We start from the raw sequence: 23,806 nt of genomic DNA, 5'->3' as shown, positions 1-23,806 counted from the left end.
TCGAGTAAGGCGCGAGGGTGCGGAGATTATTCGTCGAATAATCTCGGACCCAACCGTTGACTCAAAGAAGGCCGTCCCAAACAGGGGCGGCCTTTTTCGTGCAGGTGTTCGTGGCATCAAAGCATTGCGGCGAGGAATGTAGCGACTAGTCGTACGCAGCATCCACGATAAACTCTACTTTCAGCTCGGGGCGGGCCAATTTGGCTTCACCACACGCGCGTGCCGGCGTGTGTCCAGCAGGAACCCACGCATTCCATACTTCGTTCAATCCGGCAAAATCGCTCATATCAGCCAGCCAGATCGTTACGCGCAGCATTTTTTCGCGTGAAGAACCGGCTTTTTCCAGCAGGGTATCGATTTTCTCCAGGCAAATCCGAACCTGTTCTTGGATCGTTTCGCCTTCGGCGACCTGTCCTGTAAGATAGGCAACGCCGTTGTGCTTGACGATCTTGGACGACCGCTCGCCTGTTTCGATGCGTTCAATCATTGGATATACTCTTCGTTGGTAGGTTAGGCGCTTGTTCATGGTCACAAGAGGCCGAACTTGGCAAATGTATTCTATTTGACTGGATTTCAGCAAAACTGAATTGACGATTCTCTATCATGACCGCAAACCACGTTGCATGCGGTTGGAGACATCAGCCAAACCGCACGACCTATTCGCAGTGTTGCCCTTTGGTATGACGCGTCTGGCCATGTTCTCTGCTGATCGAACAGAGACCGCCATGCCCAATTCGTATGCGTATGGCTCTAACAAAAATGGCGGGGAGTCCCCGCCATCCAAGTTTACTCAAGTCCATTGTTTCAGGACAACGCGCCCTCTGCCGCTGCACGAACAGCCCGGATGTTGTTGCCGTAGACGTCCGGGTTCTCGACGGACCCACCTTTGAACACAGCCGACCCTGCGACCAGAACGTCGGCACCTGCCGCTGCAACCAAGGGCGCTGTTTGCGGATCAACGCCGCCGTCAATCTCGATATGCACCGGGCGATCGCCGATCATCTGGCGCAGCTTGCGGACCTTGTCGGTCAGGTCGATGAATTTCTGCCCTCCAAAGCCGGGGTTCACGGTCATCACGCAGACCAGATCGGCCAGGTCCAGCAGATGTTCAACCGCCTCGGCCGGGGTGCCGGGGTTCAGGGCAACACCCGCCTTCATCCCGGCGGCGCGAATGGCTTGCAGGGTGCGGTGGGTGTGGGGTCCGGCCTCGATATGGGCGGTCAGGATGTCGGCCCCTGCATCAGCGTAGGCCTGAATGTAGGGATCGACCGGAGTGATCATCAGGTGCACATCCATCACCGTATTGACATGCGGGCGGAACGCTTTGACGGCGGGGGGGCCAAAGGTCAGGTTCGGGACGAAATGGCCGTCCATTACGTCCACATGGACCCAATCGGCGCCCTGGGCTTCGATGGCCTGAATCTCGGCTCCGAAATTGGCGAAATCGGCGGACAGGATCGACGGGGCGATCTTGATGGTGCGGTCAAAGCTCATGGCGGCCTCATGTCAGCAGAAGAGTCGCCGTCGCGTATACCGCCGCCGCCCCGCAAAGGGTAGCCCCCCGGCGTCGGGCGCCGTTACAAAACTTTCACGGCACTTACACAAAGCTGTTGAACGCTGTCTGTAGCTGACCGCCAACATGAATTGGGGGTGGCACGTGCTGCGTATCGAAAAACTGACCAAGCGCTTTGGCGACAATATTGCCGTGGACCGGGCCACGCTGGATGTGGACAAGCCCTGCATGATCGGGATCATTGGCCGCTCGGGCGCGGGCAAGTCGACCCTGCTGCGGATGATCAACCGTCTGACCGATGCCAGCGAAGGCGAGATTCTGTTCCACGGCAAGGATGTCACCAGGCTGAAAGGCCGGGACAAACGCGCCTGGCAGGCCGATTGCGCCATGATCTTTCAGCAGTTCAATCTGGTACCGCGCATGGATGTGGTATCGAACGTGCTGCACGGCACGCTGAACCGCCATTCGACACTGGCCACCATGTTCAACCTGTTCCCGATGGACGAAATTCACCGTGCCATCGACATTCTGGACCGTCTGGGCATTGCCGAACATGCCCCCAAACGGGCCGAGGCCCTGTCGGGCGGACAGCAGCAGCGGGTCGCCATCGCGCGGGCGCTGATGCAGGATCCCAGCATCATTCTGGCGGATGAACCCATCGCCTCGCTTGACCCGATGAACGCTCAGGTCGTGATGCAGGCCCTGCGCCGTATCCACGAAGAGGATGGCCGAACGGTCATTGCAAACCTGCACACGCTGGACACCGCGCGTCGCTATTGCGACCGCGTGGTCGGTATGCGCGATGGCCGCATCATGTTCGACGGCCTGCCCGAGCAACTGACCACCGGTGTCGCGCGTGAGATCTATGGCGCCGATGACAGCTTCTCGGAAGAGGCGACCTCGACCGAGATCGAGACGCTGGATGCCACCCAGAAAGCCCTGATGGAAGCCGAAGCGACCATCTAGGCCCACCCCCCCTTTCATCGACCGGCCGATGAAAGGCCGGTGCATCAAACTGGAGAGAGACAGATGAAAAAACTTATGGCTGCCCTTGTTGCGACCACTGCCATGGCCGCACCTGCAATGGCTCAGGACATCACCGAGCTGCGCATCGGCATTCTGGGCGGTGAGAACGCTCAGGACCGTCTGAACAACAATGAATGCCTGCGCGTTTACACCGAAGAGGCACTGGGCGTTCCGGCCAAGCTGTTTGCCCCCGCCGACTATAACGGTGTGATCCAGGGCCTGCTGGGCGGCACCATCGACGTGGCCTGGCTGGGCGCGTCGGGCTACGCGAAAACCTACCTGTCCGACCCCGAAGCGGTTGAGCCGGTTCTGGTCAAGGTCAACACCGATGGCGGCTACGGCTATCACTCGATCGGATTTGCCCGTAAGGACAGCGGTATCACCTCGCTGGAAGACATGAAGGGCAAAGCCTTTGGCTTTGGCGATCCGAACTCGACCTCGGGCTACCTGATCCCGTCGATCGAAATCCCTGCGGCCACCGGCGCTACCATGGAATCGGGCGACTATTTCGGTGAAGTGAAATTCACCGGCGGTCACGAACAGACCATCGTTGCCGTGAACAATGGCGACGTTGACGGCGGTGTGACCTGGGCCGACGGTCTGGGCGAATGGGAAGACGGCTATCAGTCGGGTGCTCTGCGCCGCGCCGTTGACGCGGGTCTGGTGGACATGAACGATCTGGTCCAGATCTGGAAATCCGAGCCGATCCCGGAAGGCCCCGTTGTTGTCCGCAAGGCACTGCCTGCCGACGTCAAAGCCAAAGTGACCGAGCTGTGGGACACGCTGTCGGAAAAAGACCGCGATTGTTTCTACGGTGTGGCAGCGGGCGAAGCCAAGAGCTTTGATCCGATCACCCATGACGCCTACAAAATCATCATCGAAGCACGCAAGCTGAAGTCCAACTAAGCCTGCATATCCAATACGCGGGGTCCGGCGCACAGCTGGGCCCCGTTTTTCCACTCAGGAGCATTCCATGACAGACCTGACTGCTGGGTCCCCGACCGTCGATCAGATCCGCGACGACTATACCGCGATGGCGCGACGCAAGAGGGTCTATGGTGGTATCCTTCTGATCCTGTTCGTGGCCATGATGGCCGCAGGGTTCCGAACAGCCGACAGCCGCAACGCCGGCAGTTTCATCGACGGCTGGCACCGGATTCTGGACTACCCGGCCGAGGTTCTGTCCGAGGCTTGGGAAAAAATCGCCGAGATGCCCGCCAATCTGGTCGAGTTCTTTCCGGCGCTGGTGGAAACCCTGAACATCGCCGCCGCCTCGACCCTTTTGGGCACGATCCTGGGTACGTTTCTGGCGCTGATGTCGACCCGGGGCATGGCCTATTGGCCGTCGATGATCCCGCTGTTCCGGCGGATTTCGGACGTGTTCCGGGCAATTCCTGAGATCGTCATCGCGCTGGTTTTGATCTTTGTTCTGGGCGGTGGCCCGGTGCCTGCGATGATCGCCATCGCCATCCATACGGCTGGCGCGCTGGGCAAACTGTTTTCCGAGGTGAACGAAAACGCCTCGCTCAAACCGGTTGAGGGGTTGGCCTCGGTCGGGGCAAACTGGTCTCAGCGCATGTATCTGGGGGTGATCCCGCAGGTCGGGCCGAACTATGTCAGCTATGCCCTGCTGCGGTTCGAGATCAACATCCGCGCCTCGGCCATTCTGGGCTTCGTCGGCGCAGGCGGTCTGGGGTACGAATTGCGCAACGCCATGTCCTGGGGGCAGGGGCGTTATGATGAGGCCGCGGCCATTTTCATCCTTCTTTTCGTTACTATCGTCGTCGTGGACCAGATCTCTGGCTACCTGCGCGACCGTCTGGCCCACGGGTCGGAAAAAGGAGCCTCGGCATGAGCACCTTCGCAACCAATCTGACCGTCGATCAGCTCAAGTCCGAGGCAGATCACCTGTTCAGCCGCAAACGCCTTGTGAATTTCAGCCTGCCCGCGCTGGTGCTGGTCTATCTGGCCTATGTGTTCGTTGCCTTCGACGTGTCGGGTCTGGCCGCGCGAGCGAATTGGGAAAACGGCAAGACGCTTGTCTCGGACAGCTACAGCTACAAAACGCATGTCGAACGTGACAACCGGTCCGGCGAAATCACAGCGGCAATTGAGGGCGAGCGCAAGGGTGCTTATCCCGAAGGCACGGCCCCTGATTGGGTCACACTGGGCGAAACCACCGTGATCGATCTTGAGGACGGCCATGTCGTGCGCTTTGGTCCCGAGACGGTGGAATATGACATCCCCGGCTATGGCACTGTCCGCGCGACTCCGAGCCGTTCAGCTGGTGTGCAGGCGGAACTGCCTGCGGGCGACGTGCCGGATTGGATCAACCTGTCGAAAAACCGTCTGGCGATCAAAACCGATGCGGGCCGTCTGACCGTGACCCGCAACCGTTCCGAAGTGTTCCGGTATTTCACCGGGTGGGAGCTGTTCTTCTTCACCCTCGACAGCCCGTATTACGGCAAATCCTTCCCGCAGCTTGTCGGTCTGGCCGCAAATGGTGAGACAGGCGCGATCCTGAACGATTTTTGGACCAACAAGATGTGGCGGCATCAGGATGTGGCCTGGGCCATTTTCGAGACCATCCTGATGGCCTTCCTGGGCACTCTGGGTGCGGCGATGGTGGCCTTGCCGATGGCCTTTCTGGCGACGCGCAATTTCAACCCGCTGCGTTCGGTGCGCTTTGCCACCCGCCGTGTATTTGACTTTGTGCGCGGTGTGGATGCGCTGATCTGGACCGTGGTTCTGGCTCGCGCCTTTGGCCCCGGCCCGCTGACCGGTGCGCTGGCCATTCTGGTGACGGATACCGGCACGTTCGGCAAAATCTTCTCTGAAGCGCTGGAGAATGTGGACAACAAGCAGATCGAAGGCGTCCAGTCCACCGGGGCCAACGCGCCGCAACGCTATCGCTTTGGTGTGATCCCGCAGGTGACGCCGGTTCTATTGAGCCAACTTTTGTACTTCCTCGAATCCAACACCCGTAGCGCCACGGTGATTGGCGCGATCACGGGCGGCGGGATCGGTCTGTTGCTGACGCAGGCGATCATCACGCAGAAAGACTGGGAAGAGGTGGCTTACTACATCGTCCTGATCATCCTGATGGTGATGCTGATGGATTGGTTCTCGGGCTGGCTGCGCAAGCGCCTGATTCAGGGCGAGGCCGGGGCCAAGCGCAAACCGCGCCGGGCCAAAGCCAAGCTGCAGTCGCAGGGTTGAGTTGGGATCACAGACGATGGCACGCCTGCGCCCGGATCACCCGTTCATTCACCCTGATTGCAAGGTCACGAACAGCAGTTTCGGGGAATATGTCGAGATCGGCGCAGGCAGCCGCATCGCCAATTCCGAGTGGGGGGATTACTCCTATTGCGACCGGACCTGCGATATTGCCAATGCCCGGATCGGAAAATTCGCCAATATCGCCAGCTTCACGCGGATAGGTGCGACGGATCATCCGATGGAGAAAGCGTCGCAGCACCATTTCCTGTACCGGTCGGCGGATTACTGGGATGACGCTGAGGACGATCCAGAATGGTTCGCCCACCGCGCCAGCCGCGTTGCTGTAATTGGCCATGATACCTGGATCGGACATGCGGCGATCATCAAGCCCGAGGTCACGATTGGCCACGGTGCGGTGGTGGCATCGGGCGCGGTTGTGACCAAGGATGTCGATCCCTACACGATTGTTGGTGGGGTAACTGCCAAACCGATCCGTCGCCGGTTTCCCTTGCACACTTCGGATCGAATGCTGGCCATGGCGTGGTGGGATTGGGATAATGCACGCCTGCGCGCGGCACTGCCAGATTTCCGCACCCTCAGCGCCGAAGCTTTTCTGGAAAAATACGAATAGCCCCTCTGTGCCCTGTCCCGAGGGGCTCCCGCACCCGCAGGACCATCGGCTTCGCCGATCCCCCTTGGCGGCTTTGGGCCCGGCGCCGCGCAAAGCGCAGCGCTCCGCCCAACGGGATGAGCCCTCCGCAAGGAGGGTGAAGACGGGCGGGAGGGCAACGGGCTTAGTCGTCGTGCAACGTCAGGGTGACGCGTTCCCCGGCAAAAGCCGTTCGCCCGTATTCAACAGGGACGCCGGACAGATCGGCGTTTACACCGGCTGAGAACAGAATCGGTGCGCCCTCGGGAAGGCGCAGGTGCAGGGCCTGCGTCGCCGTTGCGGCGCGTGCGGTCAGGCGGGTCGATACCCGCGTATAGTCTCCGACGCCGCATCGCTGCAGCGCTTTGGTCACCGATTGGGTGTCTTGCACAGCTTCCAGGATATTGGGCAGCCGGTCTGCCGGGAAAATGCTCTGGAACAGGGCGATGGGCTGGCCGTCAGCCAAAGACAGCCCGTCATAGATGTGCACTTCGTCGCCGGGTGCGAGGTCCAAAGCCTCAGCCTCAGTCTCATCCGCGACGCGGGTCGTCAGGGACAGGATCTGTTTGCCCGGTATCTTGCCGCTGGCCGAGATGCTCTTGTGGTACCTGACCCGTTTGCCAATCGGGTAGTCGGTGGGCCGCGCGGCGACAAACACGCCCGCGCCGCGCCGGGCATGTACCAGCCCCTGTTCGGCCATATCCGCCAGCGCCCGCCGTACCGTATGCCGGTTCACCCCATGCTGCGCGGCCAGTTGCGCCTCGGTCGGCAGGCGGTCTCCGGTGTTATAGCGCCCTTCGGCAATGTCCGATGTCAGGTTCAGCGCGATGCTTTTCCAAATGGGTGTTTTGCTCATGTCATCAAAATTTCACACGATCCCGGATTGCGGGACTCAGTGGAGGGTCGTATTATTTGTCTAGTTGTATAGTTCACGTAGACAACCCGGCCAAGAGGTTTCGATGGCGGATCAGCAAAATAATACTCATGCCGCGCGCAAGGCATGGATGGGCCTGTTGGCCCGTGCCCCGGAAGAGGCGTTGATGGACCTGTGGGGCGATGTCAAAGCTCAGCCCGGCTTTGACTGGCTGCGCGCCCCGGAAACTGGTGGCGTGATGGTACGCGGCCGCGCAGGTGCCACCGGCGCGCCGTTCAATCTGGGTGAGATGACCGTCACGCGCTGTTCGGTGGTTCTGAAGGACGGGACGGTTGGGCACGGCTATGTGCAGGGCCGGTCCAAGCGCAAGGCTGAGGCGGCGGCGCTGATTGATGCGATGATGCAGACCGAGGCCGCCAATGAATTGCGCGCGCAGGTCATCACTCCGCTGCATCAACAGATGAACGCGGCACAGTCAGAACGTGCCGCAAAGGCCGCAGCCACCAAGGTTGAGTTCTTTACGCTGGTACGGGGAGAGGACTAGTGAACACGCAAACACAATTCTCGGGCGGGTTCAGCGACGCACCGATCGATGCCGCCCATGCGTTTCGTGCTGCGATGACCGTTATGGCACGTCCGGGCGACATCCGGCCGATCAGCGGCAGCCAGCCTCCGGCACCTTTGTCGGTGGCGGCTGGCACGTTGCTGCTGACGCTGTGTGACCCGGATACGAAACTGCATCTGGCGGGTGAGCTGGATACTGACGCGGTGCGTCAATGGCTGACCTTCCACACGGGTGCGCCCCTTACAGATGCGGCGCAGGCGGATTTTGCCGTCGGTACATGGCAGGCGCTTGGCCCGCTGGCGCAGTACCTGGTCGGGACGCCGGAATACCCCGACCGGTCCGCCACATTGATCGTCGAATGTGACACGTTGCAGCCCTCCGGTGCCGAACTGTCCGGGCCGGGTATCAAAGAGGTCGCGCATCTGTCGCTGCCGGACATACCGGCGCTACAGGCCAATGCGGCGCTGTACCCTCTGGGCTGTGATTTCTTTTTCACCTGCGGCGACAGGGTTGCGGCCCTGCCGCGCAGCACGCAGATCAAGGCAGAGGGCTAAGCGATGTATGTAGCTGTCAAAGGTGGTGAAAAGGCCATCGACAACGCCCATGCCTGGCTGGCCGAGGAACGCCGGGGCCCGACCGACATTGCCGAGCTGAGCATCGCGCAAATCCGGGAACAGCTGTCTCTGGCCGTGAACCGGGTCATGGCCGAAGGGTCGCTCTATGATCCCGATCTGGCCGCGCTGGCGATCAAACAGGCGCGCGGCGATCTGATCGAGGCGATTTTTCTGATCCGTGCCTATCGCACGACCTTGCCCCGGTTTGGTTATTCCAATCCGGTTGAAACCGGCGACATGACCTGCGACCGCCGCGTCTCGGCCACGTTCAAGGATGCGCCGGGTGGGCAGGTGTTGGGGCCGACCTTCGACTACACCCACCGTCTGCTGGACTTCAAACTGGCCGCCGAAGGCGAGGTTGCGTCCGCGCCCGAGGCCACTCCACGCCGCGAGCCGACCCCGCATATTGCGGAGTTCCTTAAGGGCGAGGGGATCATTCAGGACGAAGCCCCCAGCGATGACACGCCGGGCGACCTGACGCGCGAACCAATGGAGTTCCCCTCGAACCGGCCCCTGCGCCTGCAATCGCTGACCCGCGGGGATGAGGGGTTTGTGCTGGGCATGGCCTATTCCACCCAGCGCGGCTATGCCCGCAACCACGCTTTCGTGGGCGAGCTGCGGATCGGCAAGGTCGCGGTCGAAATGGACATCCCCGAACTGGGTTTTGCCATCGATATTGGCGAGGTCGAGCTGACCGAATGTGAGACAGTCAACCAATTCAAAGGGTCAAAGACCGAGCCGCCCCAATTCACGCGCGGCTATGGTCTGGTTTTTGGCCAGAACGAACGCAAAGCAATCTCGGTTGCCCTGGTAGACCGCGCGCTGCGCTGGGCGGAGCTGGGCGAAGACAATGTGGGTGCGCCGGCTCAGGACGAGGAATTCGTTCTCAGCCATGCCGACAACATTCAGGCGACCGGGTTTCTGGAACACATCAAACTGCCCCACTACGTGGATTTCCAGTCCGAACTGGAGCTGGTTCGAAAACTGCGCCGTGAGGCCGAAGAGCGGATCACTCCGCAGGAGGCTGCGGAATGATGTCAGTGGGTCGAATGTTCCATTCGGGTGGCCCGGCCAGCGCTGCACCGTTCCTGATGGCCGGGCGCTTTGTTGCGCTCAGAGCACATCTGCGCCTCTCCAACCGATTCCCACATGCCGTACCGATCCCTGCGCTGGGCGCGACGGCGATGCTCGGCGTGGCGGATATGTCTGAAGAGATAGACCAAAAAGGCCAAAAAGAACGCGGGTATAAACAATACGTCCATAAAAACACCAAAAAACGAAAAGATACATCAAATGAATGACTATAATTTCGCATATTTGGACGAACAAACCAAGAGGATGATCCGCCGGGCCATCCTGAAAGGGCTGGCGGTGCCCGGTTATCAGGTGCCCTTTGCCAGCCGTGAGATGCCGATGCCCTATGGCTGGGGCACGGGGGGCGTGCAGGTCTCGGCCGCGACGCTGACGCCGGATGACACGTTCAAAGTGATCGATCAGGGCGCGGATGATACGACCAATGCGGTCTCAATCCGCAAATTCTTTGAGAACACGGCCGGGGTCGCGACCACCGAGGAAACCGAAAAGGCCACGGTGATCCAGACCCGCCACCGCATCCCCGAGGCGAAGCTGACCGAGGATCAGATTCTGGTGTATCAAGTGCCGATCCCTGAACCTCTGCGCTTTCTTGAACCGCGCGAGACCGAGACCCGCAAGATGCACAGCCTTGAGGAATATGGGCTGATGCATGTGAAACTGTACGAAGACATCAGCCAGCACGGCGCGATTGCGACCTCGTATTCCTATCCGGTGAAAGTGTCGGACCGCTATGTGATGGACCCGTCCCCGATTCCGAAATTCGACAACCCCAAGCTTGAGATGGACGCGATCCAACTGTTCGGGGCCGGGCGGGAACAGCGCATCTATGCGGTGCCGCCGCATACCCGTGTGGTCAGCCTCGATTTCGAGGATTACCCGTTTGAAGCGATGAAAGCGGATCACCCCTGTGACCTGTGTGGTGCCGAAGACAGCTATCTGGATGAGGTGATTATGGATGATGCAGGCAACCGGATGTTTGTCTGCTCGGACACCGATTACTGCCGGTCGCGCCGTGCTGCAGGGCATGAGGGGCGTTTGGCCAAGGAGGACGCAGCATGACCCCGTTGTTGCAAGTAGAGGGCATCGAAAAACGCTATGGTGCGCGGATCGGGTGTTCGGAGGTCAGCTTTGATCTGTATCCCGGTGAGGTGATGGGTATCGTCGGCGAAAGCGGCTCGGGCAAGTCGACGCTGCTGAACTGTCTGGCGGGGCATCTGGAACCCGATCAGGGCCGCGTGGTTTTTGACACCCGCATGGATGGGCCGGTGGATACCGTGACCATGTCCGAGCCTGAGCGCCGCATGCTCGGGCGCACCGACTGGGCCTTTGTCCATCAGCATGCGCGTGACGGGTTGCGCATGTCGGTCAGTGCAGGCGGCAATATCGGCGAGCGTCTGATGGCCGTGGGCGACCGCCACTATGGTGACATCCGCGACAAGGCCATCGACTGGTTGGGCCGCGTCGAGATCGAAGCGAACCGCGTCGATGACCGTCCAACCGCCTTTTCGGGCGGGATGCAGCAACGCCTTCAGATCGCGCGCAATCTGGTGACGGGTCCCCGTCTGGTGTTCATGGATGAGCCGACCGGCGGGCTGGATGTCTCGGTTCAGGCGCGTCTGCTGGACCTTCTGCGTGGATTGGTGCGCGAAATGGGGCTGAGCGCCATCATCGTCACCCATGATCTGGCCGTGGTGCGGCTGTTGGCGGATCGGCTGATGGTGATGAAGGACGGCCATGTGGTTGAGACGGGCCTGACCGATCAGGTGCTGGACGATCCGCAACACGCCTATACGCAGCTGCTGGTGTCCAGTGTTCTGCAGGTTTGATTCCGTATTTGGGACGAGAAGAAGCGATGATTGAACTCAAGGATGTCAGCAAGAGCTTTACCCTGCACAATCAGGGCGGGGCGGTGATTCCGGTGATGCAGGGGGCCTCGTTACAGGTGGCGCCTGGCGAATGTGTGGCTCTGACCGGCGCGTCGGGGGCGGGCAAGTCGACCCTGATGCGGGTGATCTACGGCAACTACCTTGCGGCCTCGGGGCAGGTGTTGGTGGGCGGTCTGGATGTGGCAAAGGCCGAACCGCGCGAGATTCTGGCCCTGCGCCGCGAGGTGCTGGGCTATGTCAGCCAGTTCCTGCGGGTGGTGCCCCGTGTGCCGACGCTGGAGGTGGTGGCCGAGCCCTTGCTGGCCATAGGCCACGACCGGCAGGCGGCGCTGGACAAGGCGGCGGGGCTGTTGGCGCGGCTGAACATTCCCGAACGGCTCTGGTCGCTCAGCCCGACGACGTTTTCAGGGGGCGAGCAGCAGCGGGTCAACATCGCGCGCGGGTTTGCCCATGATTACCCGGCGATGCTGCTGGATGAACCCACGGCCTCGCTGGACTTGCAGAACCGCGAAACGGTCCTGTCGCTGATCGAAGAGGCCAAGGCGCGCGGAGCGGCGATTGTGGGTATTTTCCACGATGTCGGCGCGCGCGACCGGGTATGCGACCGCGAGATCAACGTCTCTGACTTTACCCCCGGACTGGCCGCATGACCCTTGCGCCGGTCATAGCGGTGGTTGGTCCCTCGGGTGTTGGCAAGGACAGCGTGATGGAGGCGCTGGAGGCACGCGCGCCGGGTATCAAACGGATGCGCCGGGTGATCACGCGGCCTGAGGGCGAAGAGGGTGAGGATTTCGATCGTGTCTCCGTCGCGGCGTTTCAGCAGATGGTGGACGAAGACGCCTTTGCCCTGCATTGGCCCGCGCATGGGTTGTTCTATGGCATACCCAAGGACATCAACGACCTGCGGCATCAGTCGGATGGGGTTCTGGTGAACTTGTCCCGTTCTGTCCTGTTGCGCGCGCAAGAGGTGTTTGGTGATCTGATCGTGATCTCGCTGACCGCCGATGCCGAGGTTTTGGCACAGCGCCTGTCATCGCGCGCCCGCGAATGCGCGCAGGAACAGGCGCGGCGGCTGGCACGGGCCAGCGCGCCTTTGCCCGACGGTTTGACGCGCGTGGTCGAGATCGACAATTCCGGCCCGCTGGAGGCGACCATCGCCGCCATCCTGCCCCAGCTTCAGCCAGAGAGGGCGTAGCGATGGATCAGGTGAAACCGACCATCCTCGGCCTCGCCCATCAGGGCCAGATCGGTGATGTGAAATGGCGCGGGCAGCAAGGGGGCAAGCTGCGATTGCAGGGCGTCCTGAACCGTGGCCAGCGTCGATTTGTCAAGCTTACCGCTGAGCGTGATGTGAAAGCGGAAGGCGTCCATCACGTAGGGATAGCCCCATCGCACCAGATTGGCCTCATGCGCGGGCGACAGACCAGCGGCGCGGCGGCGGTCCAATTCAGCCTGCGGGGCAGGGGCGCGAAAGCTGTCCAGATCGCGCACGCAGGCGGCGGCAAGCGCATTCAGCGCGGCCTCATCGCCAATGGGACGCAAAGCCAGAAACCGACCAAGGCGGGCAATCTCCAAACCGTCCAGCGTGACCGGGGGCTGGGATTGCGCAAGCCGCGCGCAGGCCTCGGTCAGTGCCTCAAACGACTGCCCGGCCTTCAGGCGAAAGGGCGGTTTCATCGTCGCATGCAGCCCGTATTTGCGCGGCACCTGCGTGACGGCGGCCACATCCACGCCGGGGGTCACAGGATGCGCAACCGTTTCGCCGGTTTCCATGTCCCAACCCAGCCAGCTGGTTGCGAATTTGGTCCATTCGGCCTTGGCCTGTGGCGCAAAATAGATCGCGTATCGCGTGAATGTCACATTGGCCTCCTATGCGTGGCCTACCCAATAGCTCAGAGTGTGTGAAGTTCAGATGACAGAAGAAATGATCCTTGCCAATGCCACACTTGTTCTGCCGGATCAGACCGTTACCGGCAGCCTGCGGATCACCGGCGAAACCATTGCCGAGGTTGCCACGGGGACAGCGGTTCCGGCGGGGGCCATTGATTGCGGCGGAGATTATGTGTGCCCCGGTCTGGTTGAATTGCATACAGACAATCTGGAACGTCACATCCAGCCTCGCCCCAAGGTCGACTGGCCGCATGCGGCGGCGATCCTGGCCCATGATGCGGAACTGGCCAGCACCGGGATTACCACGGTTTTCGACGCGATGCGTATCGGCTCGATCCCGTCTGGCAACCGCTACAAGAAATACGCCCGCGAACTGTCGCGCGAGCTATGGGAGCTGCGCGAACAGGATGCGCTGAAGATCAGCCATTTCCTGCATTTGCGGGCCGAGGTGTGCTCGGAAACGCTGGTGGATGAGTTGGACGAGTTCGGGCCTGAGGATCGCGTCGGGCTGGTCTCGCTGATGGACCACACGCCGGGGCAACGGCAATTTCGCGATATGACCCAGCTTGAGGCCTATATGAAGGGCAAGCACGGCATGAATGACGATGACTTCCTGCAGCATGTCGCCCAGCTTAAGGCGTTGCGGGATAGGTTTGGCGACCACCACGAGGTTGAGACGGTCAAGGCCGCCAAACGTTTTGGCGCAATGCTGGCCAGCCATGATGACACGACGCAGGATCAGGTGGCGGTCTCGGCCGGTCACGGCATCACGCTGGCGGAATTTCCCACCACGGTTGAGGCTGCCCGTGCCTGCCACGATCATGGCATCAAGGTGATGATGGGCGCGCCGAACGTGATCCGGGGTGGGTCGCATTCCGGCAACGTGGCCGCGCAAGAGCTGGCCGATCTGGGCCATCTCGACATTCTGTCTTCGGACTATGTGCCCGCCGCGCTGCTGTTGTCTGCTACGCGGTTGGGCGAGACATGGGGTGACATGGCGCGTGGGTTGCGCACCGTGACGCAGACCCCGGCGCGGGTTGTCGGGCTGGAAGACCGCGGAGAGCTGCGCGAGGGTGCGCGCGCCGACGTCATCCGTTTTCGCATGCGCGAAGGCGCACCTGCACTCAACGGTGTCTGGTCGCGCGGTCGTCGCGTCGCCTGACAGGGCGCGTTAGGTTAGTCTGATCAGGCGCGGTAAAACAGGTATCGGTCCGGCGCGATGGTGTCCGGGCCGCTGATCTGTTCAAACCCCACCAGAGGCTGACCTGAGATCAGCAACCCACCGGGCTGCATCACCTGCGCGATCAGGGGGCTGAGGCGTGCGGCCTCGGCCACATCGTCTTCCTTTATACCACGCCCGAAATCGTAATGCGCAAGGGCGATCTTTGACCCGCCTGAGGCAAGTTTTTCCAGCATCGGTTCCGCCTCACCCTGCAGAAAATCCTCGGCCGGGGGGGTGCTGGACGGGTGGCATTGCAGGACCCGGTCCATCACCCAGATGCGCCGGTCAGGCAAGATCTCTCGCAGGTGGTCATAGGTACGGCCATTGCCCAGGCCCATGTCCAGAACGTCTCCGGCTGCGCCCGAGATCTGACCGGCGGCCCAATTCAGCCCGTCGCGTTGGGCGGTCAGGCGGCGAAGCATGGAATCCAGTCGGCTCATTCAGGGTCTCCGTTTCTTTGGGGCGCGGGCAGGGTCCAGACACTGCCCGGACCGTCAAGCAGTTTGCGTAGTAGTTCTTCGGTAAAGGTCCAGATTGCGGGATCATGGACCAGATGATGAGTCAGAACACCGAAGGGTTCATCATTGTCGGCCCGCCCTTCGCGGCGATCACGCAGCAGGTTTGCGGTCTGCGCAATCAACCTGTCCGCGCTGACCAGCCCACGTGTTCCACGCCAGTCAATCGGGTCCAGATGGGTGTTGATCTGCTCCAGCCCCGGCGCGGGCCTTCGTGTTTTGCGCGGCGTTGCGGTTGAGATCACGCGGTAACCCAACCCGGGTAGCTCCATTGCGACTTCGGGGGCGATCCGGTTCCAGGGCGGAACGAAGATCGGTTGCAAGCGGTCTCCGAACAACTCGCGCAACTGATCGACCCCCGCCTGTGCATCGGTGAGTACGTCCTGCATCGGCCGGTGCAGCCGAAACTCGGATTTCTTTTCGTCGGCCGGGGCGTGATTTTGGTGCGCCCAGCCATGTACAACGGGGATCAGGCCCGTGTGATCACCTAGATAGTCAACCAACCCTGCATCGGCATCGCGGGGAATGATCGCAAGATGAACTGGCAGGTCCAGCGCCTCGGACATTTGCGCCAATGCCTCCAGCTGAGGGGTTTGGGAAACCGCATCATCGTCCCGCCACCACAACGGTAGGGTCAGACCCGCAGCCTGCCAAGCGTCCAACTCCAACTGTAAGAGTGTCCAATCGGAGGTCATGCCCGCTCCCTCAACCCACATGCTATCTCAACCGATCTGGCGGCCCCGTCAAACCCCTTTTCAGCCATCGGGCGCGCGCCATTTTCGATGACGGCAGCAACCGCTTGCGCCAATGCCTCACCGTCCAACCGGGCGCTGGGCAGCACCCCGATACCGGGCAGTTCCGACAGGCTTTTGGCGCGCAGGGTCTGCTCAACCTCATTGCCATCGTCGAATGGCACAAAAACGGCAGGGGCTCCGGTTTGCAGAACGTCCAGCGCTGTGTTGTACCCGCACATACTGACCGAGGCTGCCGCATGGGGCAGCATCTGGCGGAAATCCGGGCGTACTGGTTCCAGCGTTACGGGCGCGGCGCCAATCTCTTGTTGCAACTGCTCAATGCGCGCGGTGGCATCCTGGCCGCCCACCAACAGGCGCCAGCGCCTGTTGGGCATCTTTCGGGCGGCCTCGATGGCTGCGCGAAAGATCGGCTGCCCCACCGAACCACCGCCTGCGCTGACCAGCACTTCGCCATTGCCTGTGCCCTCCGGGTGCGGAGTCGACGCCTCGGGGGCGACAAACCCCGTATAGAACAGCCGCTCTCGCAAGCGGTCGGACACGGGCCAGCTGACCTCCAGCGGAACCATCGACGGGTCGGAATGGACAAGAATGCCGTCATAGAATTGCGATACAATCTGGTCCGCGCGCTCGGCCTTGGATGGCTTGGACGGCGGGGCCAAAATATCTCTGACCGAGCCCAGAATAGCAGGGCGTTGCGCAAGCGTGCCCGCAGCTTCAAGCAGGGCAAGGAATTCCGAGGACAGCACGCGGCGACCAAAAGGGAACAGCTCTGTGACCAGAATATCCGGCGCAAAACCCTGCACGGCCTTGACCAGCGCGGTTTCGCGGGCGGCCAGATAGGCTTCGTCAGCCACGTCTCCGCTTTGCGTCAGCAGCCGGGTGAAATTGGTCCCGTCCGACCGCAGCGGGGGCAGGCCCAGCAGGGTCATCCCCGAACTGTCCAGTTGCGGTGCGGGCATCCCGCCCGAAACGGCAAAAACCTCATGCCCTGCCCGCAGAAAGGCCCGGCCCAAGGTCAATGCCCGGCTCAGATGCCCGGTTCCCAGCAAATGGGTCACAACGATCATCACCTTCATGAGGCGATCTCGGGTCTGATCAGACGGATGGGGTCCGGCAGCGGGGTCATGGTCGACATATCAACGATATAAAGACGGTTGCGCTTGATTTTAAAGGGGGCGGGGCCGTTGAAATCCCAACCCCAGGCCCGCGCCAGTATGACCCGCATGATGCCGATATGGCAGACGGCCACCGTGTCGCCTGACAGGGCGGTCAGCCAGGGTTCCAGTCGCGCCCAGACCTCGGCCGGAGATTCACCGTTGGGGGGGCGGAACTCCCATCCCCAATCCTCGATATGGCGATAGCCGCTTTTGGGATCTGCGATCAGGTCCACGCCGCGCAGACCCTCCCAATCGCCCCAGTTCATCTCGGTCAATGCCTCAGATGTGAGCGGCGCGCGCCCTGCCACCAGTTGCGCCGTTTCACTGGCCCGCAGCAGGGGGCTGGACCAAAGCACGGCCTCGTCCCAAGGCGCGGGCAGGGAGGACGCGGCGAGCTCGGCGCGGGCGTCGGCATCCAAAGGGATGTCGCTGCGCCCCTGAATGCGACCTGCGCGGTTCCAGTCTGTGTGCCCATGCCTCAGCAATGCCAATCGGGTCATCCTGCAACCTCCACCAAAGGGCGCACCGCTTGCCAGAACCGATCCGTCGCGGCGGGCATGAGGTGACGTTGTGCAACATGGGCACGGGCTTTGGCCCCCAGTGCGCGGCGCAGCGCTGGCGCGTCCAACAGTTCGCGCAGGCGCGCGGCCAATCCTTCGGGGCCCGTGGCAACCGAGGGGTAATCGGCGGGGGCCAGCACGTCCCGTACTCCGGGCCTGTCCTGCGCAACGACGGGCACACCGCTGGCCTGCGCCTCAAGGTAAATCATGCCATACGCTTCGTTTACGCCGGGCCAGACCAGGACGGATGCGGTTTCGTATTCCCTTTGCAGCCGGTCGCGGTCGCATTGTTCCAGAAAGCAGACTTTTGTGCCGAAGGGGGCCATCAGTGCTTCGACCTCGCGGCGCGCGGGACCGTCGCCTGCAATGCTCAGCGACCAGTCGCCGGGTAGCAGTGCGAGTGTCTGCGCCAGCAACGTATACGAGGCCAGTTTGTCGCCATGCCGCATCATGCCGACAGTCAGCATCGGCCCCTCGCAGGTCGATGTAGCGGGCAATTCCGACAGGGGCAGAAAGGGTGGCAGCTCAACGAGGGTTTGATCCCCGAACCGCTCCCGCTCCAACGTGATCAGATCGTTGGCGGTGTGGTAAAAGATCACCTGAGCCGCATCGCAGGCGTCATGCGCGGCTTGGGCGAACCCGGCCCACGGGCCGTTCAGGCGGCTGGTCGCGCGGGTGCTTTCCAGTTGAACATAAGGGATGTTCCGGGCGGCGCAGACACGTGGGCCAATCAGGTCCGGCGCTTTGTAATAGTTGTGGTAAGTCACCCAGAGGTCTGTGCCCGCAGGCAACGCGTCGATCACCCGTTGCACCTCGGCATCTGCCGCCAGACGCAATGCGCCCTGCGTTTGGGCATCCCCGTGCTTGTCATAGACCCGCAGGCGCGAGGCGAGGTCCACGGTATCCCCGTGCGCGCCAATCGCCGCGATCAGGTTGCGCGCCATCTCACGGTCGCCCGAGGGCACCGGGCTGTCAGGTGCTTTCATCGGCGTGTAAAAAGCGACCCGCGCCATCACTCGGTGTCTGCGCCAAGGGCGCGCAGTCTTTCAGACAAGCGGGCGATTCCGGGGTCCATGCGGAACTCGGCTATCAGGCGATCATAGGCGGCGCGGGCCATGGCGGCGGTTTGGTCCGGCCTTGCGGCCATGCGGGTAATGGCCATCGCCAATGCGGCCGGGTCATCGTCGGACAGCAGCCCATGCGTTCCGGTTTCAATGAATTCAGGAATGGCCGAAACCGGCGTGGACAGGATTGGCAGCAGCTGCGACGCGGCCTCCATCAAAACATTGGGCAGGCCGTCACGGTCGCCATCCTCGGCGATCCGGCTGGGCAGGACGAACAGATCCGCCCTGCGCATCTCGGCGATTACCTCGGGTTGGTCGCAGGCGCCTTTCCACGTGATCCGATGTGACAGGCCCGCGGCCTCGGCCCGGGCGCGAAGGGCATTCCCCAGTGAGCCGCCGCCGATATGCGTCCAGTGCCAGTTCAGCGTGTCGGGCAGCATGGCAAAGGCATCGATCAGGCGGTCAAAGCCCTTTTTCTCAACCAAACGTCCCACGGACAGCATGTGAAACGGCGCGTCCGGCGCGCACAAGACCCGGTCGGGTGGGGCGGGAAAACGACCAAGGTCCAGCCCGTGATAGATCAGATCGACCCGCGCGGGATCATCGGCCAGACTGCGCAGGTGTTCGGCCCCGATGGCGGTACAGGTCGCCCCAAAAGCAGCGCCATGGGTGTGCGCCTGCAGTTTTTCGGCCTTCTCCCACTCGGGCGAGGTCCAGATGTCCTTGGCATGGGCCGAAAAGCTCCACGGAAGACCGCGCATGATGGCGGCGTAACGGGCAACGGACGACGGTGTGTGCATGAAATGCGCATACATCACGCGTGTCTCGGCAGGCAGTTCAGCGGCCAAAACGCAGGCCTGACCAAAGCGGCGAATGCGGTTATGGGTTGGATCACGCCGCAGGTCAGCACGCCAGACCCGGTAGGCTTCGGCATAGCCGGGCAAGACCTGCGCGGCCCGGCGCGCGGCCCAAACGCGCCCGGGCTCCTGGTACAGGTATTCGGGCAGGTAGTGCACCTGCCCCCGGAACCGGTCATGCAAGGGATGGCGTTTGACATCGGTCGGATGGCGCAAGGACCAGATGTCAAAGCTGTGCCCGGCCTCCTGCAAGGCGACCAGTTCCTGTGCGATGAACGTCTCGGACAGGCGCGGCCACCCTTTGACCAGCACCGCCAGTTTCGGTTGGCGAGTCGTCATCCGGTCGCCCGTTCCTGTTCCCGGCTCAACAGGGTGTCGACGCGGCCGGTCACATAATCCAGCCCGTCCAGCAGACCGCTCTGGATCGCCTGAGACGGGGCCGGTTGCTGCGGCAGGTTCCGGATCGCCTGTATCATGGCCTGCGGTGTCAGCCCGTCGCGCTTTTCGTCCAGCATGCGCACCAGGCCCAGATCCTCGGCGCGCGAGGCGCGGATCCATTGCTCCAGACGCGGTGTGGTGCGCGGCACGATCACGGCGCGTTTGTCAAAGGACAGAACCTCGCAAAAGGTGTTGTAACCGCCCATGCAGACAACGCCGGCGGCCCCGGCAAACAGCGTTTCGATCTGCGATTCAAAGCCAACGGCAGTCACCCGACCGTTCAGAGCGGCCACGCGGGCCTCAAACTCATCACGCAGCTCGCCAGACAGGAAAGGACCATAGACCAGCACCGCACGCGGCGACAGGGTCGGGTCCTGCTCATAGGCTGACAGGACAAGGTTCACCATCGCTTTGCCATCCCCACCACCACCGGGGGTGATCAGGATATAGGGCTGTTCGGGGGGCTCTCCGACCGGACCAAGATCGCGGCGCAGGTAGCCTGTCCAGTGAATGCGGGATTGTGTGGCCGGTTTCAGAGGCAGGCCCAGCGTCGGGTCATAGATAGACCGCAGACCATAGACCCAGATTTCGTCATAAAAGGTCTCAGCCGCAGTCAGCGCGTCTTTACGGTCCCATTCCGCGGCCAGAACCTCGGGCTCGTCCAGCACGTCGCGCAGGCCAAGCACCAGTTTGGTGCGCTGTGAATGGCGAAGGATTTCCAGGGTGGGCAGCAACTCACCCCGGAACCCGGTGGGTTCTTTGTCCACGATCAGCATATCGGGGTCGAATTGCTGCACAGCGGTCTGGATCAGCCCCGAGCGCAGCTCGGTCACTTCGTCGATCCCCATGCCGATCGTCCGGGCCGCATATGAGCCGTCGGCGCGTTTGGTCACGCCCGGCAGTCGCACGTGATCCACCCGACGCGGAAAGGTGAACCGACCCGCAACCGGAGACCCGGTCAGGATCAGGGCCGATGCGTCCGCATTGGCTTGCGTGATGGCTGCGGCCAGCGCGCGCGAGCGGCGAAGATGACCCAATCCGAATGTGTCATGACTGTAGAACAGGATGCGCGGCGCCCGGCCGTTGGTCGTATTGTTTATTCCTAGGCTCATGCCTTCGCCTGCCGTCTTTCTCGGTGCAAATCCGCGCGTTTACATCCGTTACCGTATATTCTTTGCCGCCGCTTGCCAAAGGAGGTGACGGGAATGTGCAATTTCGGCAAGCATTGCGAAATGGCAACATCTCGGTCAGCGGGCGTGAAAACACCCCAAAACCCAAACCTAAGGTCGCCAATTCGCCCGGCGCACGGGCTTGGTCATATTCAGTTTTTCCCGGCTTGCAAACACCGTTGTCGCCCCCGGTGCAGCAGGAACACGAATTGATACCAATTTAAGGACGCGAAAGGCGGAATATTTGAATAAGCACAGGCGCTTTTGTAACCTGTGGCGCAACATGTGATTTGGATAGACCACCCGATGCAACTTAGACGACTGGCCGCAATTGCCCTGATGATCTGGGCATTCACTGCGGCGTTCATCCCTGCGGCGATAGCTCAGACGCCCCTGATCCCTGGTTATAACGCGGGCTCATCCACCGAAGCCGACACCAGCGATCCCAGCGATCTGGCGGCGGCGATCCGGGCGGCGACAGAAGCAGGCGCAAGCGTCATTGTCATCGACAGCGCCGGTCAGATCGTGTCCTCGGGGGATGAAACCACTGCCGCCGCTGCTGAGGCGGCCGATCCGATGGCCGAGGGGTCGCAACTGATGAAGGCGCAGGAAAGGTTTTCAACCTTTCGGGCCTCTTTGGAATCGCGCCTTCAGGCTCTGCCGTATTCCGTGTTCGAAGTGCAGTACATCCTGCGTCAGACCAGCCCCGATGGCCGTATTCAAACCTATGTCGAGGTGTTGTTCTGGAACGTTCTGTTCCTGCTGCTGGGGCGCTGGCTGTCGACCGAGATTTACGGCAAGCGCATAGCCAAACGATTTGTGGTCGCGCGGTCCAAGGAAGACCCGCAAGGCTACAGGGAAAAGATGCCGTTTCTGGTGTTCCGCTTCTTTATGGGGATCGGCGGCACCATCTTTGCGATGCTGATGGCGCTGATCGTCGGGTTTTTGTTCTTTGGCGAAGCCGGAAACCTGTCGGTCCAATTCACGGTGACGGCGATTTTTACCGCCTTTTTCCTGTCGCGCACCGTGTCTGATTTGTGGCGCATGGTCCTGTCGCCGTATCTGAGCCAGTACCGGTTGCCGCCCTTCTCGGACCGGGATGCAAAGCGGCTGTATATCTGGGCCTCAGCGCTGGCGACCTATGATATCTCGGTCGTGCTGTTCGCGACCTGGGTGGCGGATTTCGGGCTGAACTATAATGTCTATGCGCTGGTCTACGGCGGGCTGACCATGTTCGGTGCGCTGGGCAACGTGCTGATGATCCTGTTCAATGCGCGCGCGATTTCCAACGCTATTCGCGGCGGACGGGCGCCCGATCAGGTGTCGTGGATTTTGCGGTTTATCTCTTTTGCCTGGGCGCCGGTCCTGATCGTCTACATGGTCTTCAGCTGGTTCAAACTGGCAGTTGATCTGGTGCTTGAGAACGAAAACTCCCTGCCGATTGTGGCCAGCAGCTATGCGATCTTCATGTCGGTTGTCGTGGCCTATGGGGCGATGAATTATCTGCTGGAGCGGTATTTTGACCGCAACCGGCAGATCGAGGAGATGAATGCCGACGAGGACGCAGACGAGCCGAGTGACGAGACCCCCGAAACCGTTGAGGCCGAAAGGCGCAGGCATAGCATTGTCACCTATGAGGACCTTGCCCGACGTGTGGCCGGTATCCTGGCGTTTGTCGTTGGTATTTACGCTCTGGTGGTGATCTGGAACCCCGATGCCAGCTGGAGCGAGGATTTGCCGATCGAGCGGTTCCTCGATGTGATGGTCATCATGTTCATTGGCTATATCCTGTTTCATTTCTTTCGCATCTGGATCGACTCGAAAATCGCCGAAGAAGTCGATGACGGTACCGACGCAGAGCTGGGCGATGAGGGCGGTGAAGGCGGGCAAAGCCGTTTGGCCACCTTGTTGCCCTTGTTCCGTGGGGCAATTCTGGCGGTTGTTGTCGTGACCATTGTGCTGATCGCGCTGATGGAGCTGGGCATCAATGTCAGCCCGCTGTTTGCGGGCGCGGGTGTGGTGGGTCTGGCCGTTGGGTTCGGTTCGCAAACACTGGTGCGGGATATCTTTTCGGGCGCCTTCTTCCTGTTGGACGATGCGTTCCGCAAGGGGGAATATATCGACATTGGCGATGTGAAGGGGACGGTTGAGAAAATCTCGGTCCGGTCTTTCCAACTACGCCACCATCTGGGGGCGCTGAACACCATCCCGTTTGGAGAGATCAAGGTTCTGACCAATTATTCCCGCGATTGGGTGATCATGAAACTGCCCCTGCGCGTGACCTATGACACCGATGTCGAGAAGGTGCGCAAGCTGATCAAGAAGCTGGGTCAGCAATTGCTGAGCGATCCGGTGATTGGCGACAACTTTATCCAGCCGCTGAAGTCGCAGGGTGTGATCGAGATGCAGGATTCCGCGATGATCATCCGGGTCAAGTTCATGACCAAGCCGGGGGATCAGTGGCTGGTGCGCAAGAAAGTGTATCAGGAAATCCGTGAGTTGTTCGCGCGCGAGGGCATAAAGTTTGCTCACCGTGAGGTCACCGTGCGGCTGGCCGAGGGCAAAGACCCCGAAGACCTGACTCCGAAAGAGCGTGAGGCCGTGACCGGCGCGGTTCAGGCGGCGATTGACGAGGATTACCTTGATGACATTGGCCCCGGCGGCGGGGATGACCGGTAGGGGCGGCTCCCGCCCTTTTGGGCTGCGTTTCTGACGAAACGCCACCCAAAGCGTTGGGC

The 23,806-nt window shown here is 61.5% G+C and carries 26 protein-coding genes; 15 read left to right on the top strand and 11 right to left on the bottom strand.

The annotated features are described in order from the left end of the window. Positions 1 to 145: 145 nt before the first annotated feature. On the bottom strand, positions 146 to 487 hold the full coding sequence (locus tag ACR0J5_RS10075) for a RidA family protein (protein ID WP_480652865.1): 342 nt from the start codon (positions 485 to 487) through the stop codon (positions 146 to 148). A gap of 317 nt (positions 488 to 804) precedes the next feature. Beyond that, positions 805 to 1,494 (bottom strand): ribulose-phosphate 3-epimerase, encoded by a 690-nt coding sequence (gene rpe, locus ACR0J5_RS10070; RefSeq protein ID WP_480652863.1) that lies wholly within the window; start codon positions 1,492 to 1,494, stop codon positions 805 to 807. Between the two features lie 163 nt (positions 1,495 to 1,657). On the opposite strand from rpe, the gene phnC reads away from it, so the two are divergent. The 5 genes from phnC (at position 1,658) to ACR0J5_RS10045 (ending at position 6,389) form a co-directional block, all read left to right on the top strand. Then, the gene (gene phnC / locus ACR0J5_RS10065) at positions 1,658 to 2,479 is read left to right on the top strand and encodes a phosphonate ABC transporter ATP-binding protein (RefSeq protein WP_480652860.1); all 822 of its coding nucleotides are present in this window, start codon (positions 1,658 to 1,660) and stop codon (positions 2,477 to 2,479) included. 63 nt (positions 2,480 to 2,542) lie between these two features. Then, positions 2,543 to 3,445 carry a phosphonate ABC transporter substrate-binding protein gene (phnD, locus tag ACR0J5_RS10060; protein WP_480652858.1) on the top strand — a complete coding sequence of 301 codons (903 nt, stop codon included), beginning with the start codon at positions 2,543 to 2,545 and terminating at the stop codon, positions 3,443 to 3,445. 67 nt (positions 3,446 to 3,512) lie between these two features. After that, the gene (phnE, locus tag ACR0J5_RS10055; protein WP_480652856.1) at positions 3,513 to 4,394 is read left to right on the top strand and encodes a phosphonate ABC transporter, permease protein PhnE; all 882 of its coding nucleotides are present in this window, start codon (positions 3,513 to 3,515) and stop codon (positions 4,392 to 4,394) included. Further along, on the top strand, positions 4,391 to 5,758 hold the full coding sequence (phnE, locus tag ACR0J5_RS10050; protein WP_480652854.1) for a phosphonate ABC transporter, permease protein PhnE: 1,368 nt from the start codon (positions 4,391 to 4,393) through the stop codon (positions 5,756 to 5,758). Before phnE (ACR0J5_RS10055) ends, phnE (ACR0J5_RS10050) begins: the two co-directional genes overlap by 4 nt. A 16-nt stretch (positions 5,759 to 5,774) precedes the next feature. Then, positions 5,775 to 6,389, top strand: coding sequence for an LbetaH domain-containing protein (locus tag ACR0J5_RS10045; RefSeq protein ID WP_480652852.1), 615 nt, complete (start codon positions 5,775 to 5,777; stop codon positions 6,387 to 6,389). 163 nt (positions 6,390 to 6,552) lie between these two features. Here the strand turns inward: ACR0J5_RS10045 and phnF are convergent, their stop codons facing one another. Continuing rightward, positions 6,553 to 7,263 carry a phosphonate metabolism transcriptional regulator PhnF gene (gene phnF, locus ACR0J5_RS10040; RefSeq protein ID WP_480652850.1) on the bottom strand — a complete coding sequence of 237 codons (711 nt, stop codon included), beginning with the start codon at positions 7,261 to 7,263 and terminating at the stop codon, positions 6,553 to 6,555. A gap of 103 nt (positions 7,264 to 7,366) precedes the next feature. Between phnF and phnG the strand changes: the two genes are divergently transcribed. The 8 genes from phnG to phnN are packed head-to-tail and all read left to right on the top strand — an operon-like array spanning position 7,367 to position 12,636. Beyond that, complete coding sequence (phnG, locus tag ACR0J5_RS10035) at positions 7,367 to 7,825, top strand: phosphonate C-P lyase system protein PhnG (protein WP_480652848.1); 459 nt, start codon at positions 7,367 to 7,369, stop codon at positions 7,823 to 7,825. Beyond that, a complete protein-coding gene (gene phnH, locus ACR0J5_RS10030) occupies positions 7,825 to 8,400 on the top strand; it encodes a phosphonate C-P lyase system protein PhnH (RefSeq protein WP_480652845.1) in 576 nt (191 codons plus the stop codon). The genes phnG and phnH overlap by 1 nt, the downstream gene beginning before the upstream one ends. Positions 8,401 to 8,403: 3 nt before the next feature. Continuing rightward, positions 8,404 to 9,495, top strand: coding sequence for a carbon-phosphorus lyase complex subunit (locus ACR0J5_RS10025; protein ID WP_480652843.1), 1,092 nt, complete (start codon positions 8,404 to 8,406; stop codon positions 9,493 to 9,495). After that, complete coding sequence (locus tag ACR0J5_RS10020; protein WP_480652841.1) at positions 9,492 to 9,761, top strand: hypothetical protein; 270 nt, start codon at positions 9,492 to 9,494, stop codon at positions 9,759 to 9,761. The genes ACR0J5_RS10025 and ACR0J5_RS10020 overlap by 4 nt, the downstream gene beginning before the upstream one ends. Then, positions 9,754 to 10,614 (top strand): alpha-D-ribose 1-methylphosphonate 5-phosphate C-P-lyase PhnJ, encoded by an 861-nt coding sequence (locus tag ACR0J5_RS10015; RefSeq protein ID WP_480652839.1) that lies wholly within the window; start codon positions 9,754 to 9,756, stop codon positions 10,612 to 10,614. Before ACR0J5_RS10020 ends, ACR0J5_RS10015 begins: the two co-directional genes overlap by 8 nt. Further along, positions 10,611 to 11,381: a phosphonate C-P lyase system protein PhnK gene (gene phnK, locus ACR0J5_RS10010; RefSeq protein WP_480652837.1), complete on the top strand. Its 771-nt coding sequence runs from the start codon at positions 10,611 to 10,613 to the stop codon at positions 11,379 to 11,381. Before ACR0J5_RS10015 ends, phnK begins: the two co-directional genes overlap by 4 nt. A gap of 26 nt (positions 11,382 to 11,407) precedes the next feature. Continuing rightward, positions 11,408 to 12,091, top strand: coding sequence for a phosphonate C-P lyase system protein PhnL (gene phnL / locus ACR0J5_RS10005; protein WP_480652835.1), 684 nt, complete (start codon positions 11,408 to 11,410; stop codon positions 12,089 to 12,091). Further along, positions 12,088 to 12,636 carry a phosphonate metabolism protein/1,5-bisphosphokinase (PRPP-forming) PhnN gene (gene phnN / locus ACR0J5_RS10000; RefSeq protein WP_480652833.1) on the top strand — a complete coding sequence of 183 codons (549 nt, stop codon included), beginning with the start codon at positions 12,088 to 12,090 and terminating at the stop codon, positions 12,634 to 12,636. Before phnL ends, phnN begins: the two co-directional genes overlap by 4 nt. Here the strand turns inward: phnN and ACR0J5_RS09995 are convergent. Next, positions 12,618 to 13,301 carry a DUF1045 domain-containing protein gene (locus ACR0J5_RS09995; RefSeq protein ID WP_480652831.1) on the bottom strand — a complete coding sequence of 228 codons (684 nt, stop codon included), beginning with the start codon at positions 13,299 to 13,301 and terminating at the stop codon, positions 12,618 to 12,620. The genes phnN and ACR0J5_RS09995 overlap by 19 nt on opposite strands. A 52-nt stretch (positions 13,302 to 13,353) precedes the next feature. Here ACR0J5_RS09995 and ACR0J5_RS09990 point away from each other — a divergent pair, with 52 nt between their 5' ends. Beyond that, positions 13,354 to 14,493 carry an alpha-D-ribose 1-methylphosphonate 5-triphosphate diphosphatase gene (locus ACR0J5_RS09990; RefSeq protein ID WP_480652830.1) on the top strand — a complete coding sequence of 380 codons (1,140 nt, stop codon included), beginning with the start codon at positions 13,354 to 13,356 and terminating at the stop codon, positions 14,491 to 14,493. 23 nt (positions 14,494 to 14,516) lie between these two features. On the opposite strand, the gene ACR0J5_RS09985 is transcribed toward ACR0J5_RS09990, so the two are convergent. Genes ACR0J5_RS09985 through ACR0J5_RS09955 form a run of 7 tightly spaced genes read right to left on the bottom strand, consistent with a single transcriptional unit; the run spans position 14,517 to position 21,011 of the window. Continuing rightward, positions 14,517 to 14,993 (bottom strand): class I SAM-dependent methyltransferase, encoded by a 477-nt coding sequence (locus ACR0J5_RS09985; RefSeq protein ID WP_480652828.1) that lies wholly within the window; start codon positions 14,991 to 14,993, stop codon positions 14,517 to 14,519. Continuing rightward, entirely contained in the window at positions 14,990 to 15,763 is a 774-nt protein-coding gene (locus ACR0J5_RS09980; protein WP_480652826.1) for a polysaccharide deacetylase family protein, read from the bottom strand. Before ACR0J5_RS09980 ends, ACR0J5_RS09985 begins: the two co-directional genes overlap by 4 nt. Next, on the bottom strand, positions 15,760 to 16,899 hold the full coding sequence (locus ACR0J5_RS09975; protein ID WP_480652824.1) for a glycosyltransferase family protein: 1,140 nt from the start codon (positions 16,897 to 16,899) through the stop codon (positions 15,760 to 15,762). Before ACR0J5_RS09975 ends, ACR0J5_RS09980 begins: the two co-directional genes overlap by 4 nt. Next, the gene (locus ACR0J5_RS09970; RefSeq protein WP_480652823.1) at positions 16,896 to 17,480 is read right to left on the bottom strand and encodes a histidine phosphatase family protein; all 585 of its coding nucleotides are present in this window, start codon (positions 17,478 to 17,480) and stop codon (positions 16,896 to 16,898) included. The genes ACR0J5_RS09975 and ACR0J5_RS09970 overlap by 4 nt, the downstream gene beginning before the upstream one ends. After that, positions 17,477 to 18,553 (bottom strand): glycosyltransferase family 4 protein, encoded by a 1,077-nt coding sequence (locus ACR0J5_RS09965; RefSeq protein WP_480652821.1) that lies wholly within the window; start codon positions 18,551 to 18,553, stop codon positions 17,477 to 17,479. Before ACR0J5_RS09965 ends, ACR0J5_RS09970 begins: the two co-directional genes overlap by 4 nt. After that, positions 18,553 to 19,800 (bottom strand): glycosyltransferase family 4 protein, encoded by a 1,248-nt coding sequence (locus tag ACR0J5_RS09960; protein ID WP_480652819.1) that lies wholly within the window; start codon positions 19,798 to 19,800, stop codon positions 18,553 to 18,555. Before ACR0J5_RS09960 ends, ACR0J5_RS09965 begins: the two co-directional genes overlap by 1 nt. Continuing rightward, positions 19,797 to 21,011 carry a glycosyltransferase family protein gene (locus ACR0J5_RS09955; RefSeq protein ID WP_480652818.1) on the bottom strand — a complete coding sequence of 405 codons (1,215 nt, stop codon included), beginning with the start codon at positions 21,009 to 21,011 and terminating at the stop codon, positions 19,797 to 19,799. The genes ACR0J5_RS09960 and ACR0J5_RS09955 overlap by 4 nt, the downstream gene beginning before the upstream one ends. Before the next feature lie 363 nt (positions 21,012 to 21,374). Between ACR0J5_RS09955 and ACR0J5_RS09950 the strand changes: the two genes are divergently transcribed. Next, positions 21,375 to 23,747: a mechanosensitive ion channel domain-containing protein gene (locus tag ACR0J5_RS09950; protein WP_480652816.1), complete on the top strand. Its 2,373-nt coding sequence runs from the start codon at positions 21,375 to 21,377 to the stop codon at positions 23,745 to 23,747. Positions 23,748 to 23,806 lie beyond the last annotated feature (59 nt).

Source organism: Ruegeria sp. BE1 (genome assembly GCF_056538885.1).
This window is presented reverse-complemented; position numbering and strand designations above follow the sequence as displayed.